The sequence below is a fragment of the Pseudonocardia sp. 2-7 genome (assembly GCF_056341085.1).
In genome coordinates this window covers 1,451,682-1,467,887 of record NZ_CP094507.1, presented here as the reverse complement: position 1 = coordinate 1,467,887, position 16,206 = coordinate 1,451,682, and the positions used below count along the sequence as shown (strand labels likewise).

General features: G+C 74.8%; 16 protein-coding genes. 1 reads left to right on the top strand and 15 read right to left on the bottom strand.

What is annotated here, in order from left to right; all coding sequences use genetic code 11:
- Nucleotide 1: 1 nt before the first annotated feature.
- Nucleotides 2–2,185 (bottom strand): ATP-dependent DNA helicase RecG, encoded by a 2,184-nt coding sequence (locus MTO91_RS07305; RefSeq protein WP_405418672.1) that lies wholly within the window; start codon nt 2,183–2,185, stop codon nt 2–4.
- Nucleotides 2,186–3,976 carry a DAK2 domain-containing protein gene (locus tag MTO91_RS07300; protein WP_476654117.1) on the bottom strand — a complete coding sequence of 597 codons (1,791 nt, stop codon included), beginning with the start codon at nt 3,974–3,976 and terminating at the stop codon, nt 2,186–2,188.
- 157 nt (nt 3,977–4,133) lie between these two features.
- Between MTO91_RS07300 and rpmB the strand changes: the two genes are divergently transcribed.
- Nucleotides 4,134–4,325: a 50S ribosomal protein L28 gene (gene rpmB, locus MTO91_RS07295; RefSeq protein ID WP_020627372.1), complete on the top strand. Its 192-nt coding sequence runs from the start codon at nt 4,134–4,136 to the stop codon at nt 4,323–4,325.
- A 72-nt stretch (nt 4,326–4,397) separates the two neighbouring features.
- Here rpmB and MTO91_RS07290 read toward each other — a convergent pair whose 3' ends face one another.
- From MTO91_RS07290 to MTO91_RS07230, 13 genes are all read right to left on the bottom strand, one after another.
- A complete protein-coding gene (locus MTO91_RS07290; RefSeq protein ID WP_285898814.1) occupies nt 4,398–4,985 on the bottom strand; it encodes a DUF1707 SHOCT-like domain-containing protein in 588 nt (195 codons plus the stop codon).
- Nucleotides 4,986–5,013: 28 nt separating this feature from the next.
- Nucleotides 5,014–5,694 carry a uracil-DNA glycosylase gene (locus MTO91_RS07285; protein ID WP_405421550.1) on the bottom strand — a complete coding sequence of 227 codons (681 nt, stop codon included), beginning with the start codon at nt 5,692–5,694 and terminating at the stop codon, nt 5,014–5,016.
- Entirely contained in the window at nt 5,691–6,215 is a 525-nt protein-coding gene (locus MTO91_RS07280; RefSeq protein ID WP_405418679.1) for a gamma carbonic anhydrase family protein, read from the bottom strand. The genes MTO91_RS07285 and MTO91_RS07280 overlap by 4 nt, the downstream gene beginning before the upstream one ends.
- Before the next feature lie 78 nt (nt 6,216–6,293).
- Nucleotides 6,294–6,752, bottom strand: coding sequence for a monovalent cation/H(+) antiporter subunit G (gene mnhG, locus MTO91_RS07275; protein WP_308292828.1), 459 nt, complete (start codon nt 6,750–6,752; stop codon nt 6,294–6,296).
- Complete coding sequence (locus MTO91_RS07270) at nt 6,734–7,000, bottom strand: MrpF/PhaF family protein (RefSeq protein WP_073578216.1); 267 nt, start codon at nt 6,998–7,000, stop codon at nt 6,734–6,736. The genes mnhG and MTO91_RS07270 overlap by 19 nt, the downstream gene beginning before the upstream one ends.
- Nucleotides 6,997–7,791 carry a Na+/H+ antiporter subunit E gene (locus MTO91_RS07265; RefSeq protein WP_337826427.1) on the bottom strand — a complete coding sequence of 265 codons (795 nt, stop codon included), beginning with the start codon at nt 7,789–7,791 and terminating at the stop codon, nt 6,997–6,999. Before MTO91_RS07265 ends, MTO91_RS07270 begins: the two co-directional genes overlap by 4 nt.
- Complete coding sequence (locus MTO91_RS07260; RefSeq protein ID WP_476654828.1) at nt 7,788–9,383, bottom strand: Na+/H+ antiporter subunit D; 1,596 nt, start codon at nt 9,381–9,383, stop codon at nt 7,788–7,790. Before MTO91_RS07260 ends, MTO91_RS07265 begins: the two co-directional genes overlap by 4 nt.
- 41 nt (nt 9,384–9,424) lie before the next feature.
- Nucleotides 9,425–9,883 (bottom strand): Na(+)/H(+) antiporter subunit C, encoded by a 459-nt coding sequence (locus MTO91_RS07255; protein WP_062400925.1) that lies wholly within the window; start codon nt 9,881–9,883, stop codon nt 9,425–9,427.
- The gene (locus tag MTO91_RS07250) at nt 9,880–10,464 is read right to left on the bottom strand and encodes an MnhB domain-containing protein (protein WP_405418686.1); all 585 of its coding nucleotides are present in this window, start codon (nt 10,462–10,464) and stop codon (nt 9,880–9,882) included. Before MTO91_RS07250 ends, MTO91_RS07255 begins: the two co-directional genes overlap by 4 nt.
- A complete protein-coding gene (mbhE, locus tag MTO91_RS07245) occupies nt 10,461–12,839 on the bottom strand; it encodes a hydrogen gas-evolving membrane-bound hydrogenase subunit E (protein WP_476654116.1) in 2,379 nt (792 codons plus the stop codon). Before mbhE ends, MTO91_RS07250 begins: the two co-directional genes overlap by 4 nt.
- Before the next feature lie 167 nt (nt 12,840–13,006).
- The gene (locus MTO91_RS07240; RefSeq protein ID WP_345654176.1) at nt 13,007–13,441 is read right to left on the bottom strand and encodes a GNAT family N-acetyltransferase; all 435 of its coding nucleotides are present in this window, start codon (nt 13,439–13,441) and stop codon (nt 13,007–13,009) included.
- 61 nt (nt 13,442–13,502) lie between these two features.
- Entirely contained in the window at nt 13,503–14,723 is a 1,221-nt protein-coding gene (locus MTO91_RS07235; protein WP_476654115.1) for a cytochrome P450, read from the bottom strand.
- A gap of 226 nt (nt 14,724–14,949) precedes the next feature.
- Nucleotides 14,950–16,131, bottom strand: a complete 1,182-nt coding sequence (locus tag MTO91_RS07230; RefSeq protein ID WP_476654114.1) for an MFS transporter — start codon at nt 16,129–16,131, stop codon at nt 14,950–14,952.
- Between the last annotated feature and the right edge of the window lie 75 nt (nt 16,132–16,206).

Genomic DNA, 16,206 nt, shown 5'->3' with positions numbered 1-16,206 from the left:
GTCAGGACTTGTCCAGGTAGGCGGCCCGCTCCTCGTCGCCGAGGGTCTCCCCCACCAGGTCCCGCAGCCGCGGGTGGCCGGCCAGGCCCGGGTCGTCGGCGACCAGGTGCCGGGCGTACACCTGGGCCTTCTCGATGACCTCGCCGTGGCGCAGCAGCGACAGCAGCTTGAGCCCCGAGCGGGAGCCGGACTGGCTCGACCCGAGCACGTCGCCCTCACGGCGCAGCTCCAGGTCGAGGCGGGCCAGCTCGAAGCCGTCGGTGGTCCCGGCGATGGCGTCGAGCCGTTCGCGGGCGGCGGTCGCGGCGGGCATGTCGGTGACCAGCAGGCACAGGCCGGGTGCGCTGCCCCGGCCGACCCGGCCGCGCAGCTGGTGCAGCTGGGACAGGCCGAAGCGGTCCGCGTCGAGCAGCACGATCCCGGTCGCGTTCGGCACGTCGACGCCGACCTCGATCACCGTGGTCGCGACGAGCACGTCGAGTTCGGCGCGTTCGAAGGCCCGCATCACGGTGTCCTTCTCCTCCGGCGGGAGCTTGCCGTGCAGGATCCCGACCCGCAGCCCGGCCAGCTTCTCCTCGATCAGCGGGGCGATGTCGAGCACCGCGAGCGGGGCGCGCCGCTCCTCGCCGCCGTCGTCGTCCGGCGGGGGCTCCTCGGCGTCCTCCTTCTTCTCGGCACCCTCCTTCTCGGTACCACCGACCCGGGGGCACACGACGTAGCACTGGTGGCCCGCCTCGACCTCCTCGCGGATCCGCTGCCACACCCGCTCGATCCACGACGGGTGCTCGGCCAGCGGCACGACCGTCGTCGCGACCGGGGAGCGGCCCTTCGGCAACCCCTTCAGCTCGGACACCGCCAGGTCGCCGTAGACGGTCATGGCCACGGTGCGCGGGATCGGCGTCGCCGTCATGACCAGCATGTGCGGGGCCGCGCTCCCGCGGGCGCGCAGCGCGTCGCGCTGCTCCACCCCGAACCGGTGCTGCTCGTCGACCACGACCAGCCCCAGCTCGGCGAAGCCGACGGTGTCCTGGATCAGCGCGTGGGTCCCGACGACGATCCCCGCCGCCCCGGACTGCGCGTCGAGCAGCGCCTGCCGCTTGGCCTTCGCCCCCATCGACCCGGTCAGCAGCGTCACCGCGGTCGTGTCCTCCCCGGCGCCGAGCTCGCCGCCGCGGCCGAGCGCGCCGAGCATCGCGCGCAGCGAGCGGGCGTGCTGGGCGGCGAGGACCTCGGTGGGGGCCAGCATCGCGGCCTGGGTGCCCGCGTCGACGGCCTGCAGCATCGCCCGCAGCGCGACGATCGTCTTGCCCGCGCCGACGTCGCCCTGCACGAGGCGGTTCATCGGGTACGCGCGGGCGAGGTCCGCGGCGATCTGCTCGCCGACCTCCTGCTGGCCCTCGGTCAGCGGGAACGGCAGGTCCGCGTCGAACGCGGCGAGCAGGCCGTCGTCGCGGCGCGGGCACACCGGGGCCGGCCGCGCGACGGCGGCCTCCCGCCGGAGCGCGAGCGCCAGCTGCACACCGAGCGCCTCGTCCCACACCAGGCGGTGCCGGGCGGCGAACAGGTCGGCCTCGGTCTCCGGCACGTGGATGCGCCGCAGCGCCCGCCCCAGCTCGGGCAGCTTCTCCCGCTTCCGCAGCGACTCGGGCAGCGGGTCGGTCGGGTCGTCGATCTGCTCCAGGACCTGGCGCACCGAGCGTGCGATGGCCTGCGAGGTCACCTTCGCGTTCGCCGGGTAGACCGACAGGAACGGGCGCAGCGAGTCGCTCTCCTCGATCTCCTCGAACTGCGGGTGGGTCAGCTGCAGCCGGTTGTTGAACACCCCGACCTTGCCGGAGAACACGCCGACGACGCCCTGCTTGATGAAGCCCTGCAGCTTCCAGCCGTTGAAGAAGGTGGCGTCGAGCTCGCCGCCCTTCTCGTCCCGGATGACGGCCTTGAGCATCTTCCCGCGCCGGTTGCGCATCTCCCGCAGCTCGGCACGCGCCACCGCCGCGACGACGGTGACGTGCTCGCCCGCGACCAGCCCGGCGATCTCGGTGAGCCGGCCGCGGTCGACGTAGCGCCGCGGGTAGTGCCGCAGCAGGTCCCCGACGGTCTCCAGCCCGAGCGGGGCCAGCGCGTCGGCGGCCTTGCGCCCGAGCGGCCCGTCGAGCCTGCTGTCGAGGTCGAACCCGTCGTCCATCTACTCCACTCCCAGCACCAGCGGGTAGTCGCCCTGCTCCCCCCGGTGCACCACGACGTCGACCTCCGGGTGGGTGCGGCGCAGGTCCTCGGCGAACCGCTCCCCGAGCTCGTCGGGGGCGGCCGAGCCGAGCAGCACGGTCACCAGCTCCCCACCCGGAGTGAGCATGCGGTGAGCCAACCACAGGGCACCGACAGCGAGATCCGGGGCGATCAGCACGACCTCGCCGTCGGAGATCCCGAGGATCTCCCCCGGGCGGCAGGGACCGGCCCAGGTGAGCGCCTCGGCCTCGGCGACGGCCAGCCCACCGGTCCGGGTGGCGGCCGCGGCCTCGGCCATCGCGACGACGTCGTCCGGGGCACGGCGGGCCGGGTCGTGCACCGCGAGCGCGGCCAGGCCCTGCAGCACCGAGCTCGCCGGGATCACCACCACGTCGATGCCCTCGAACCGCACCCGCTCGGCCGCGGTCTCGGTGACCGTGCGCCGGTGCGTGGCACACGGCAGCACCACGACGTGCTCGGCGCCGGTCGCGCGGATCGCGGCCAGGACCTCGTCGACGGTCGGGTCCGGGTCGGCGACCAGCACGTTCCCGCCCGCGGCCCGGGCCAGCGCCCCGGCCCCGCTGCTCTCGATCATCAGCAGGACCGCGCGGTCCCGGGTCGGCGGCGCCGGCGGCAGCGCCTCGATCCGGATCCCCGACGGGCGCCCGACCGCCAGCCCCGCCTCGACCGCGGGCCCGGCCTCGGTGGTGTGCACGTGCACCATCACCCCGCCACCGCCGTCCCCGGCGAGGCCGACCGAGTCCCCGAGCCCGGCGAGCCGGGCACGCAGCGTCTCCAGCGCGGCCGGGTCGGGACCGGGCAGCCAGTAGGTGACCTCGTAGACCGGCTGGGGCACCCACGGCACGAGCTCGCCGTCGGCGGTGACCGCCGAGGCCGGGCCGGGCGTCCCCACCTGCGACGACGGCGGCGGCCCCGGATCACCGCCCGCCGCGGCGACCAGCGCGTCCAGCACGACGACCAGGCCCAGTCCGCCCGCGTCGACGACCCCGGCCCGCACCAGCTCCGGCGGTCGCCCGGTGGCCCGGGCCAGTGCGGCCCGGGCCGCGTCCGCGGCCACCCGGGCGGCCTCGGCGAGCGCACCGGTCGTGTCGAGGCCCGCGCCGTCGAGGTCGGCGCGGCCGGACGGGTCGGTGCCCCTCGACGGGTCGGTGCCGCCGGACGGGTCGGGCAGGTCGGCGACCCGGGTGAGCTCCGCACCGGCGGAGGACGGCCCGGTGGCCGCCCCGGCCGCCACCCGCGCCGCCACGGCCGCGGCGGCGGCGTCGAGCACGGTGAGCGCGGTCCCCGGGCGCGGCGCGGACACCGCGACGGCCGCCAGCGCCGCTGCCCGCCGCAGCGCCCCGGCGAGCAGCTCACCGGCCGGGGTGTTCGGCCGTCGTGCGGCCGCGGCCTCCAGCTCCTCGGCCAGACCCCGGAACAGCTGGGACAGGATCAGGCCGGAGTTCCCGCGGGCCCCGCGCACCGCGGCCGCGGCCAGGGCCGCCGCGGCGCGCACCGGCCGGACGTCCTCGGCGGCGGGGTCCGCGGCGGGGGCGTCGGCGGCCGGGGAGTCCCCGTCCAGCGGGGCCGAGGCCGCCGCACGGGCGGTCAGCAGGAGGTTCGACCCGGTGTCGTGGTCGGCGACCGGGAAGACGTTGATGCGGTCGATCTCGGCCCGGCCTGCGGTGAGCCGCTCGGCGGCGGCGTCGATCCAGCGGCGCAGCAGCGCGGGGTCGAACGGCGAGGCCACGGGCCCCACACTAGGTGCGCGGAGGCCTCCGGTGCCGCGGGACGGCCCCGCGCGCCGGTCACGACACGGGCGTGGCTAGAATTGAAGGCCGAGCCTCGGCACGTCCGTGCCGAGAATCTGTTCGTGAATCTGTTCGTCAACCCGAGGAGTGTCCGACGTGGCTGCCGTCTGCGACGTCTGTGGCAAGGGTCCGGGCTTCGGCATGTCCGTCTCGCACTCGCACCGCCGCACCCACCGCCGCTGGAACCCCAACATCCAGACGGTGCGCGCCGCGATCAACGGCGGCAACCGCCGTCGGATCAACGCCTGCACCTCCTGCCTGAAGGCGGGCAAGGTGACCCGCGTCTGAGTGCGCGAGACCCGAACCACGATCGAGGCCCGGTCCCCTGGGGACCGGGCCTTCGTCGTTCCCGGGGCCGGATCAGCCGACCACGGACCGCCACCAGCCGCGGCGTGCCCCGCGCACGGTGACCGACCCCATGCCGACCTTGCCGTGCACCACGAGGTGCGGCCCGGCCGCCCCGGGCGTCGCCGGCACCCGGGTCTTCACCTCGCCCCAGGACGCCTTCGTGCCGTCGACGTCGGCGGTGCCGCCCTCGGGCAGGACCAGCACGACCTCGCCCATCCCGAGTGCGACCTCGATGTCGATCCGCGGCGGCAGCGACCGCACCTCGGACAGATCGAGGTGGATGGTCCCCATCGACGACGACAGGTGCAGCGCCGCCGGCACCTGCCAGTCCCCGGTGCGCTTGATCGTCCCCGCCGCGGTCGTCAGCCGCACCCGCTCCGACGGCGCGGGCGGACGCGCGGGGACGGGCGCGAGCGCGGTGACCGACGGCGGCAGCCCGCCCGGCAGGTCCGCCAGCGGCGGCTGCAGGTCCCGGGCGACGCGCGCGGCGTAGACCGCGTCGAGCCGTTCCTCCAGCTCGCTCAACGTGATGCGGCCCTCGCCGACCGCGTCGTGCAGCCGGCGGGCCGCCGCCTCGCGGTCGGCGTCCGATATGCGCATGTCCCCCGGGTCGTCCACCCGGTCCAGCCTAGGGCAGCTTCCAGTCGACGGGTTCCCCGCCGATCTCCTCCAGCAGATCGTTGGCCCGGCTGAAGGGCCGCGACCCGAAGAAGCCGCGGTCGGCCGACATCGGCGACGGGTGGGCCGACTCGATCGTCGGCACGTCCTCCAGAAGACGGGCGAGGTTGCGGGCGTCGCGGCCCCAGAGGATCGCGACCATCGGCTCGGCGTCGCGGGCCACCAGGGCGCGGATCGCCTGCTCGGTGACCTCCTCCCAGCCCTTGTTGCGGTGCGAGGCCGGCTCCCCGGGGGCGACGGTCAGGCACCGGTTGAGCAGCAGCACGCCCTGCTCGGTCCACGGGGTCAGGTCGCCCGAGGTGGGCGCCGGGTGCCCGAGGTCCTCGGCGTACTCGCGGAAGATGTTCTGCAGCGAGCGCGGCAGCGGGCGGGTCTCGGGGGCGACGGAGAACGACAGCCCGACCGCGTGGCCCGGGGTCGGGTACGGGTCCTGTCCGACGAGCAGCACCCGGACCTCGTCGAAGGGCTGCTGGAACGCGCGCAGCACGTTCGCCCCGGCGGGCAGGTAACGGCGGCCCGCGGCGATCTCGGCGCGCAGGAACTCGCCCATCGCGGTGATCGTCTCGGCGACCGGTTCCAGTGCCTGGGCCCACCCGGCCTCGACGACCTCGTTCAGCGGCTTGGCCATCAGCCCTCCAGCCGGCGCAGCTGCGACGCGAAGCGGCGGCCCCGGTCGACGTAGGACTCCACGGCGTACCGCCAGCGGTCGGCGGGCACCTCGTAGCCGTCGCGGACGCGGGCGGGCACGCCCAGCGCCATCCGGTACGCGGGCACGTCGGCCTTCGGCGACACCACCGCGCCGGCGGCGACGATCGCGCCCTCGCCGATCGTCGAGCCGTTCAGCACCACCGAGCCCGAGGAGATGAGCGCCCGGTCGCCGATGGTGGCCGCCTCGATGTGCACGTTGTGCCCGACGGTCACCTCGTCCCCGATGATCGTCGGCTGCTCCAGGGTGGTGTGGATGATCGACCCGTCCTGGATGCTGCTGCGGGCACCGACCTCGATCCGGCCGTCGTCGCCGCGCAGCACCGCGGTGGGCCAGACGGTGGACTCCGGGCCCAGCGTCACGTTGCCGATCACGACGGCGTCCGGATGGACGTAGGCGGTCGGGTGGATGTCCGGTTCGGCGTCACCGAGCGCGTACAGAGGCACACCGCGAGGGTACGAAGCGCCCGCGGACCGCCACGCCGGGGCCCCGAACCGTGTACGTCGCCCTCCGGGGCGGCCGTCCTACCGCTCCGGTGCCCGGTCGACCCCGTCGACGCTGCGCGAGGACGGACCCGGCTCCGGCGACGACGGCTGAACCGTCCGCACCTCCCGGGCGCGCGCGTCGGCGTCGATGTCCTCCCCCAGGTCGTCGACGACGAGTGCGTCCCGGTCGATCGCGCCGCTGCGGTAGGCCGAGCGACCGACCACCTGCGAGATGACCGGCGCCGTCAGCACCTGGAACAGCACCACCAGGATCAGCGTCGAGGAGTTCTCGAACTCCAGGTTCACCGCGACGCCCAGCAGGATCAGCAGCAGCCCCAGGGTCTGCGGCTTGGTGGTGGCCTGCAGCCGGGCGGGCAGGTCCGGCAGCCGGACCAGCCCGAGCGCGCCGAGCAGGCAGGACAGCCCGCCGGCGAGCATCAGCGCGGCGGAGACCACGTCGAGCACGTCGTGCACGCCCATCAGCGGTGCCGCTCCCATCGTTCGACCAGACGGGCCGCCGTCGCCGAGCCGACCAGCGCGATCAGCGCGACCGCGGCCAGCAGCGGGATGTTCGACCCGTCGGAGTAGATCGCCGCGTACACCGCGGCCGCGGCCACGATGAGCACGACGAACACGTCCAGGGCCGCGATGCGGTCCAGCGTGGTGGGGCCCGTCAGGAGCCGCCACATCGTCAGCGCCGCCGCGGCGGTCAGCATGATCAGTACCAGCGTGTGGACGACGGTCACCGGTCGTTCCTCCCCGCGTCCTCGGCGGTGACCGCGGCGGCGCACCGATCCCGGTCCTCCTGGCTGCCGACGGCGTCGATGACCCGCATCTGCAGCCGCATCATGTCCCGGCGAGTCCGTTCGACGGCGCCGGGTCGGTGCAGGCCGAGTGCGTAGACGTACCAGCGGTGCCGGGCGCGGTCGATCTGCAGCGTGAAGCTGCCCGGGGACAGCGCGCAGGCCGCGACGATCGTCGTCGCGGTGCGGTCCGAGCCGGTGCACAGCGGCAGCCCGACGATCCCGGACCGGGCGCGCGGCCCGTGCCGTAGCGTCACCATGCTGACCCGGATGCCGGAGACGACCAGGTCCGAGACCAGGAAACCCAGCAGCCGCAGCAGCTTCCACGGGCGGATCGGGAGCGGCTCGGGCAGTAGCGGCAGTGGGAAGACCGCCGTGACCGCGGCACCGACGAGCAGCCCGCCCACGATCGCAGCCGGGGAGAGACTCCCCCACAGCAGCACCCACACCAGCGCCAGCGCGAGCACCTGCGGGACCCGCCGGCGCACGCTCCCGCCCCGGGAGCTCCCACCCGTCGGCTCGGCGACGGAGTCGGGGGCCGGCGGGGGCACCCGGGCGGGGGTGGGGACGTGGTCGGGCGGGTCGCCGACCTCGGCCGCTCCCATCTCGGCCTCCCGGCGAGCCTCCGGTGAGGACAGCACCCGGTCCTCGCGGTCGTCGCCGTCGGGGCGGTCCTGCGGGTCCGGGCCGTCGGCCGTGCCCGCGCCACCGCGGCTCGGGGTCTGCTCGCTCACGGGGTCACCTCCGGGGTGTCGCCGGCCGCGGTCCGGACGGTCGTGTTCCCGTCGACGCCGCCGGCCGGCCCGCCGGCGCTGATGGTCCCATCGCTGCCGGGGTCCGCGCCCGGCCCGAGGACGGCGTCGGTGTAACCGGTCCGGTCGTGCAGGTCCACCCCGGCCCGGGCGGTCACCCCGGACAGCGGGCCGGCGAACAGCGCGATCGCGACGCTGACCACGACCAGCGCGGACGCGCCGACGTACATGCCGCGGGCGCTGCGCGCGGTCCCGACGACGAGCTCGTCGTTCGGGTCGTCGTCGGCGAGGGGCTCCTTGGGGGCGCCCCAGAACACCCGCACCCAGACCCGGGCGACGGCGTAGAGGGTCAGCAGGCTCGCCAGCACGACGACGGCGGCGACCAGCGCCCCGGCGGGGCCCGCGCCCGCACCGGCCTGCAGCAGCGCGAGCTTCGCGACGAACCCCGAGGTGGGTGGCAGCCCGGCGAGGGTGATCGCGGGGATCGCGAACAGCACGGCCAGGTGCGGTGCCCGCTGGGCCAGCCCACCCATCTGGGAGATCGACACCGTCCCGGTCCGCCGGGTGATGAGCCCGCTGACCAGGAACAACGTCGCCTGGACCGTGATGTGGTGGACGACGTAGAGCCCGGTCCCGGCGATGCCGTCGGGGGTGTGCAGGGCGAGCCCGAACACCATGAACCCGATGTGGCTGACCAGCAGGAACGACAGCAGCCGGTTGAGGTCGTCCTGGGCGACGGCGCCGAGTGCCCCGACCACCATCGTGACGGCGGCGATCACCAGCAGCAGCGTCGACGGGCTGTCCTGCGGGAACACCAGCGTCTGGGTGCGCAGCAGCGCGTAGATGCCGACCTTGGTGAGCAGGCCCGCGAACAGCGCGGTGACCGGGGCGGGCGCGTTCGGGTAGCTGTCGGGCAGCCAGAAGTGCAGCGGCACGATCGCCGCCTTGATGCCGAACACCACGATCAGCACCAGGGCCAGGACCGCGCGCAGGCCCTCCGGCAGCGCACCCATCCGCCCGGCGAGGTCGGCCAGGTTGACCGTGCCGGTGGCGGCGTAGACGAGCCCCACCGCGGTGAGGAACAGCAGCGACGAGGTCAGCGACACGATCACGTAGGTCATGCCGGACCGGATCCGCGACGCCGACGTGCGCCGGGTGATGAGCACGTAGCTCGACGCCAGCATGATCTCGAACGCGACGAACAGGGTGAACAGGTCGCCGGTCAGGTAGGCCAGCGACACCCCCGTCGACAGCAGCAGGAAGATCGGGTGGAAGGTGGTGCTGGCGGTCTCCCGGCCGTAGTCGGAGATCCGCTGGTCGATCGCGTAGACGAGCACCGCGAGGGTCACCACCGTCGAGATGAGCAGCAGCAGCGCCGACATCCGGTCGGCGACGAGCACGATGCCCATCGGGGCCGACCAGCCGCCGAGCTCGGCGACGACCGGGCCGTTCGCGTCGGCCGCGACCAGCAGCACGGCGGCGACGACGCACACCAGCGTCAGGGTCACCACGCCGATGACCCGCTGGGCCGAGGCGCGGCGGCTGACGACGACGCTGGTCGCGGCACCGAGCATGGGCAGCAGCACCGGCAGCGTGACCAGGGCCTGTAGCGGGGTCACCGGCGGCCCTCCTCGAGCTCGTGGGAGTCGGCGGTGTCCTCGGGCTCGGCGTCGGTCTCGTCCGCGGTGCCCTCCTCCATCGCGCCCTTGGGCTTCTGCCGGTCGGCGATGCGGCGGTCCTCCACGTCGTCCTGCACCTCGTCGTGCCCGACGAGCACCCAGGAGCGGTAGCCCAGGGCCAGCAGCAGCGTGGTGAGGGCGAAGGTGATGACGATGGCGGTCAACGCCAGCGCCTGCGGGAGCGGGTCGGTGATCTGCTCGGGCAGCACCGCGTCGAGGATCGGGGCGCGGCCGGGCGGGCCGCCGGAGACCTGCAGCAGCAGGTTCGCGCCGTGCCCGAGCACCACGATGCCGATCAGGATGCGCATGAGCGATCGCTGCATCAGCAGGTAGAACCCGACCGAGTACAGCACCGCGAGCACGATCGCCATGCTCAGGTTGATCGTGGTGTTCATCCGCGACCACCTCCGCCCGGGACGTCCTCGCCGGCCTCGCGGGCATCGCGGGCGATGCCGGAGCCGAGCGAGCGCAGCAGGTCGAGCACCACGCCGATGATCAGCAGGTAGACGCCGACGTCGAGCAGCAGGCTGGTCACGATGTCGAGGTAGCCGAACCGGCCGAAGGTGATGGTCCACTTGACCGAGGCGAGCACCGGATCGCCCCAGGCGACCGGGGCCAGTGCGGTGAGCACCGCGACGATCAGCCCGGTGCCGACCAGCACGGGCGGGCGGATCCGGAACCGGGAGCCCAGGTTGTCGTCGCCGCCCGCGATGTGGCGCAGCACGAACGCGAGCCCGGCGACCAGGCCGCCGGAGAACCCGCCGCCGGGGCCGTAGTGGCCCTCCAGCAGCAGGAACACCGAGAACACCAGCACCACGGGGAACAGCAGCCGGGCCGCGGCCTCCAGCACGAGGGTCCGCTCGCGGACGTCCGGGCAGGCGCCGGGGAGCATCCACCGCCCGCTGGGCTGGTCCATCCGGGCCCAGCTCTCGGCGTCCCCCGGCGGGGGTGCGGGCTTCTCCTGCGAGGCCGTCATCCGAGCACCTCCTGCTCGTGCTTCGGCGATCCCGAGCCGCTGCGCACGACCGTGCCGCCCTTCCTCTTGTCGTAACGGGTCGCGAGCACCAGGCTCGCGGTGCCGGCGGCACAGATCAGCAGCACGGTGATCTCACCGACCGTGTCGAGCGCGCGGAAGTCCACCAGGATCGCGCTGATCAGGTTGGTCGCACCGGCCTCCGGCGCGCCGGCGATGAACGGCCCGGTGGTGGCGGGCGGCAGCGTGCGGGCCCCGGAGAGCACCACGGCCATCCCCGCGACGAGCAGTCCGCCGACCGCGGCGACCGCGGCCTTGGGGGCGCGGACGCGGCGCTCGCTGTCCGGCTCGTCGAAGTGGGCGGGCAGGCGTCGCAGCACGAAGACGAACGCCACCAGGGTGAGCGTCTCGACCAGGAACTGGGCGAGCGCCAGGTCGGGGGCACCGTCGATGACGAACAGGCCGCCGATGCCGTAGCCGACGGCGCCGACCAGCAGCACCGCGGTGAACCGGCGGTGCGCCAGGCACAGCGCGATCGCCGCGACGATCACCATCAGCCCGACCGGGACCTGCATGATCGAGTGGTACGGCGCCTGGTCGGTCGGGAACGTGCCGGTCACGGCGAGGACCGGGCCGGGCAGCGCGATCAGTGTCGCGAGGATGCAGCCGAGGTAGACCGGCAGCGAGCCGATCTGCAGCCGGCCGGTGACCGTGATCGCCGAGCGCTCCAGCCCGGTCACGACGGCCTCGTACCCGCGCTGGGCGGACACGTGCGGCACCGAGAGGTGCCCGGTCAGGGTCTGTCCGTAGCGGTGCAGGAGGAGCCCGCCGGCCAGCGCGACGCCGGTGAACAGCAGCGGCAGCGCGGGGGTGTGCCACAGGGCCAGCTCGTAGCGGGCGGCGTAGGCGTCGCCGAGCGGGGGCAGCGACGCGGCGTAGGAGGCGGCGAGCTGCTGGACCAGCGGCGCGGCGAACCCGGCCGCGATCCCGGTCAGCGCGCACAGCCACGCCGGGCCGGACAGGCCGAGCGGGACCGGGTCGCCGCCGGTGGGGTGCAGCCCCTTGGTGGAGAACGCGCCCCACAGGAACCGTGCGGTGTAGGCGACGGTCAGCAACGAGCCCGCGACCAGTCCGATCGCCGCGATCCAGCCGCGGACGCCGCCCTCGAGCACGAACGCCTCGAACGCGGCCTCCTTGCCGACGAAGCCGAGCATCGGCGGGAGCCCCGCCATCGACAGCCCGGCGAGCGTGGCGACGACGGCCAGCCCGCGCCGGCGGCGCCCGAGACCGCACAGCTCCCGCAGGTCACGGGTGCCGCAGGCCTTGTCGATAGCCCCGACCACCATGAACAGCGGCGCCTTGAACAGGCCGTGCGCCAGCAGCATCGCGATGCCGGCGAGCCCGGCCACCCGCGAGCCGGACCCGAACAGCACCATGAGGAACCCGAGCTGGGAGACGGTGCCGAAGGCCAGCAGCCGCTTGAGGTCGGTCTGGCGCATCGCGCGCCAGCCGCCCAGCACCATCGTCGCGAGGCCGAGCACCATGACCGGCGCCCACCACACGGGGTGCACCGAGAACGCGGGCCCGAGCCGCGCGACGAGCACGACCCCGGCCTTCACCATCGACGCCGCGTGCAGGTACGCCGAGATCGGGGTCGGGGCGGCCATCGCGTACGGAAGCCAGGGGTGGAACGGCAGCTGCGCGGACTTGGTCAGCGCGCCCAGCAGGATCAGCACCAGCGACACCGACAGCGCGACCGGGCTGTCGGGGGCGAGCGTGCCGGAGGTCGCGGCCGCGGTGATCTCCGGGATCGAGTACGTGCCGGCCAGCTGGCCCAGCAGCACGATCCCGAGCAGCATCGCCAGCCCGCCGAACACGGTCACGACGAGCGCCTGGACCGCGGCGCGGCGGTTCTCCCGGTACTGGCCGCCCTGCCCGACGAGCAGGAACGACGTCAGCGACGTCAGCTCCCAGAACACGTAGAGGGTCAGCAGGTCGTCGGCCAGCACCAGGCCGAGCATCATCCCGGCGAAGGCGACCAGCAGCGCCGCGGAGCGGGCCGCGTCGGTGGAGCGCGGTCCGAAGTACCAGGCCGCGTAGATCATGATCAGCGCTCCGACGCCGGAGACGAGCACGATCATCGCGATCGCGAGCGCGTCCATCCGCAGGCTCAGCGTCAGCCCCAGCTCGGGCGCCCACTCGACGCGGTCGGTCACCCCGCCGGAGAGCGCGGTCGAGGCCTGCGTCATCGCCCACACGAGGGTGGCGGCGAGCAGGGCGGCGCCGGCGCCGAACGCCAGCCGCCGGTGGTACCGGGCGAGCGCGGGCAGGCACAGCGCCAGGACGAGATGGGCGGCCACGACGGCGAGCACCGACACCTCCTGGAGTCACGGGGTCGTTCGGACCAGCGGTTCCGCTCACGTCACGGCCGGACCCGGGGAGCGCCGGAAGAGGCCGCCGCACGATCACCGGAAGGGACGCGGCGACGACGCCGAGGTCATCCTATCGGCGCAACCGGACGTTTCGCCCGTGACCGTACCGAGTCTCACGCCGCGAGCGGTTTGGCGAAGCACCGGGAGCGGGGGTCGTTCCGGTACGCACCGAAGTTGCTGGTCCGACGGTATCCGCTGGTCTCGTACAGCGCGATCGCAGCGGGCTGGCCGTCACCCGTCTCGAGGATCATGCGACGACGCCCGGCGGCGGCGGCCGCACGCTCCAGCGCGACGAGCACCGCCCGGGCGTGTCCCCGGCCGCGGGCGGCGGGCTCGACGTACATCCGCTTCAGCTCGGCGTCGCCGTCACGGCGCGCCGGGTCGGCCGGGTCGGCGTCGACGGCGCGCCACGCCCCGGTCGCGACGGGGACGCCGTCGTCGTAGCCGACCAGGAACAACCCGGACGGGGTCCGGAAGTCGGCCGGGTCGACGGCGGTGGCGTCGCCGTCGCCGTAGACCTCGCCGTAGAACGCCTGCAGCCGCCGCATCAGTGGCGTCACGTCCGGATGGTCGAGCCCCGCCACGCGCAGTTCGAGTTCCCCCACGTCCTCATGATCGGTCCCAGGTGACCGGCAGCGCACGCAGCCCTCCGGTGAGCACGTCCGAGCGCAGCTCCAGCTCGGTGCGCGGCACGGCGAGGCGCAGCGACGGGAACCGGGCGGGCAGCGCCCGGAACACCTCGGTCAGCTCGACCCGGGCCAGGCTCGCGCCCACGCAGAAATACGGCCCGTGCCCGAACGCGAGGTGCGAGGACTTCCTCTCCGCGTCGAACTCGGTCGCCCCGTCGAAGTGCCGCGGGTCCCGGTTCGCCGCGCCCGGGGCGAGCAGGATCGCGTCGCCCGCCGGGATGTGCACCCCGGCGATGTCGACGTCGGCGTGCGCGTAGCGCGGGATGCCGCCGTTGCCCCCGCTGGGCACCGCCAGCCGCAGGACCTCCTCGACCGCCCCCGGGGCGCGCTCCGGGTCCGCGGCGAGGGCCGCCCACTCCCCCGGGCGGTCCAGCAGCAGGACGGTGCCGGTGTCGATCCGGCCGACCGTCGTCTCGTGCCCGGCGAACAGCAGTCCGGCACCGAGCGCGGCGAGCCGGTCGCGCTGCTCCGGCGCCGAGCCGAGCGCGGCGAAGTCCGACAGCACGTCCTCCCCCGGCTCGTCGTCCTTGCGGTCGACGAGGCCGCGGACGTAGGCGAACAGTGCCTGCGCGGCGGCCTCGGCGCGGGGCCGGTCGTGGAGCAGCCCGAGCTCGCCGGACCAGCGCCGGAACTCCTCGCGGTCGTCGTAGGGGACGCCGAGCAGCTCGCAGATGACCAGCACCGGCAGCGGGAAGGAGAACAGCTCGTGCAGGTCGGCGCCGGGACCGGCGGCCTCGACGACGTCGAGCTGCCGGGCCACCAGCTCCGCGACGTGCCCGGAGAGCCTGCGCATCCGGCGCGCGGAGAACGCGGGCGCGAGCAGTCTGCGCATCAGGGTGTGGTTCGCGCGCTCGGTCTCCGGTGAGTCGCCGCTCGGCCCGCCGAAGATGATCGAGTCGGAGATGCGCGCGGCCCGCTCCGGCTCGGGGTGGCTGCGGCCGAGCCGGTCGTCGGCGAACAGGGCGCGGGCCTCGTCGTAACCGGTGACCAGCCACGCGACATCACCGGCCGGGGTCCGGACCGGGGTGATCGGGGACCGCTCCCGCAGCCGGTCGAACAGCGGCGGGAGCTCGAGGACGTCGTGGCGCGGGAACGGGAGGCGCGGCAGGTCCGTGGCGTCCGGACCGGTGGTGGTGGTCACCCGACCGACGGTACGAGCGCCGGCCGGTGGCCGCCTCCGTCCCGGGGTGGACATCGGGTGGACCCCCGGCCGGGGGCGGCGGCGCGCGCCGACCCCGACGGCCTCCCGGCTCGGACGGCGGGGGATCCGCACCGCGCGCGGTGATCCGCGGCGCGCGCGGACCCGGATGCGCGCGCGGAGCGGATCAGCGCGCGGACCGCGACCACACCGGGGCCGTGGCCACGGGTCAGGGCACCGCGGTCCGCTCCCGTGGGGACCGGCGCACCCGGTGCGCCCCCGCCCAGACCAGGCCCAGGCAGACCGCCTGCACCCCGGCGACGACGAGCAGCAGGACCGGGTATCTCGCGGCCCCGGTCAGGGCGGACAGCAGCATCGGCAGCAGGAAACCGGCGTAGGTCAGCGAGTAGAACACCGCGGTGAGCCCGGCCAGGTGCTCCGGCGCGGCGATGCGCTGGACCTCCTGCAGTCCTGACAGCAGCACGAAGCCGTAGCCGGCGCCGAGCAACGCGGCGGCACCGAACGCGACCGGGACGGAGCGGCCGGCGGCACCCGCCGCGGCCACCACCGTCCCGACGACGACGAGCGCGAGCCCGATCCGGGTGGCGGCGAGCGGCGAGCGTGCGTCGATCGTCCGGGCCGCGGACTGGGCGAGGAAGCCGCAGCCCAGGGTGACGGCGGTGAGCAGCGTCGCGACGAGCAGCCCGTAGCCGCCGACGACGTCGCCGAGCGCGGTCGGCTGCACCGCGAACGACAGCGCGGCGGCGCCGAACACCCACGCCGCGGCGGGCAGCACCAGCCACCGGAAGCGGGGGTGCGCGGCGGCGGGCACCCGCAGGTCGCGCAGCCAGGACCGGGAGCGGCCCGGCACGACCGTCTCCGGGGCCGCCACGAGCCACCAGGTGACGGGGACCATGAGCGCGATGTGGACCAGGTAGGGCAGCTCCATCGGCAGCGGTGCGAACTGCGCGAGCAGCCCGCCGACCAACGGTCCGAGGCCGAAGCCCGCGGTGAGCGCGAGCGCCGCCCGCCGGGCGCCCTCCCCCTCGCCGGACAGCTCCTTGACCCACGTCGTCGCCACCGCCATCGCGACGCCGATGCACAGGCCGAACAGCAGCCTGCCGGCGTAGAGCAGGATCTCGGAGAACGCACCGAGCGCGATGACGGCACTGGCCGGGATCGACGCGGCCGTCGCGGGCAGCAGCACCCGGCGGCGGCCCCAGCGGTCCGACGCGGGCCCGCCGACGAGCAGGCCCGGGGCGAGACCGAGCACGTAGACACCGAAGAACGCGGCGACCACGGTCGGCGAGTAGTGCCCCTGCTCGCGGTACATGACCATCAGCGGGCTGAACTGGTTGGCGCCGTAGCCGACGCCGAACAGCACGGCGGCCGGCCGCGTCCACGGCTTCACGATCGGTCTCCTCCTCGGAACGCGACGACGCCCCCGGGGACCGGTCCCGGGGGCGTCGTCGTCGACGGTGGTGGT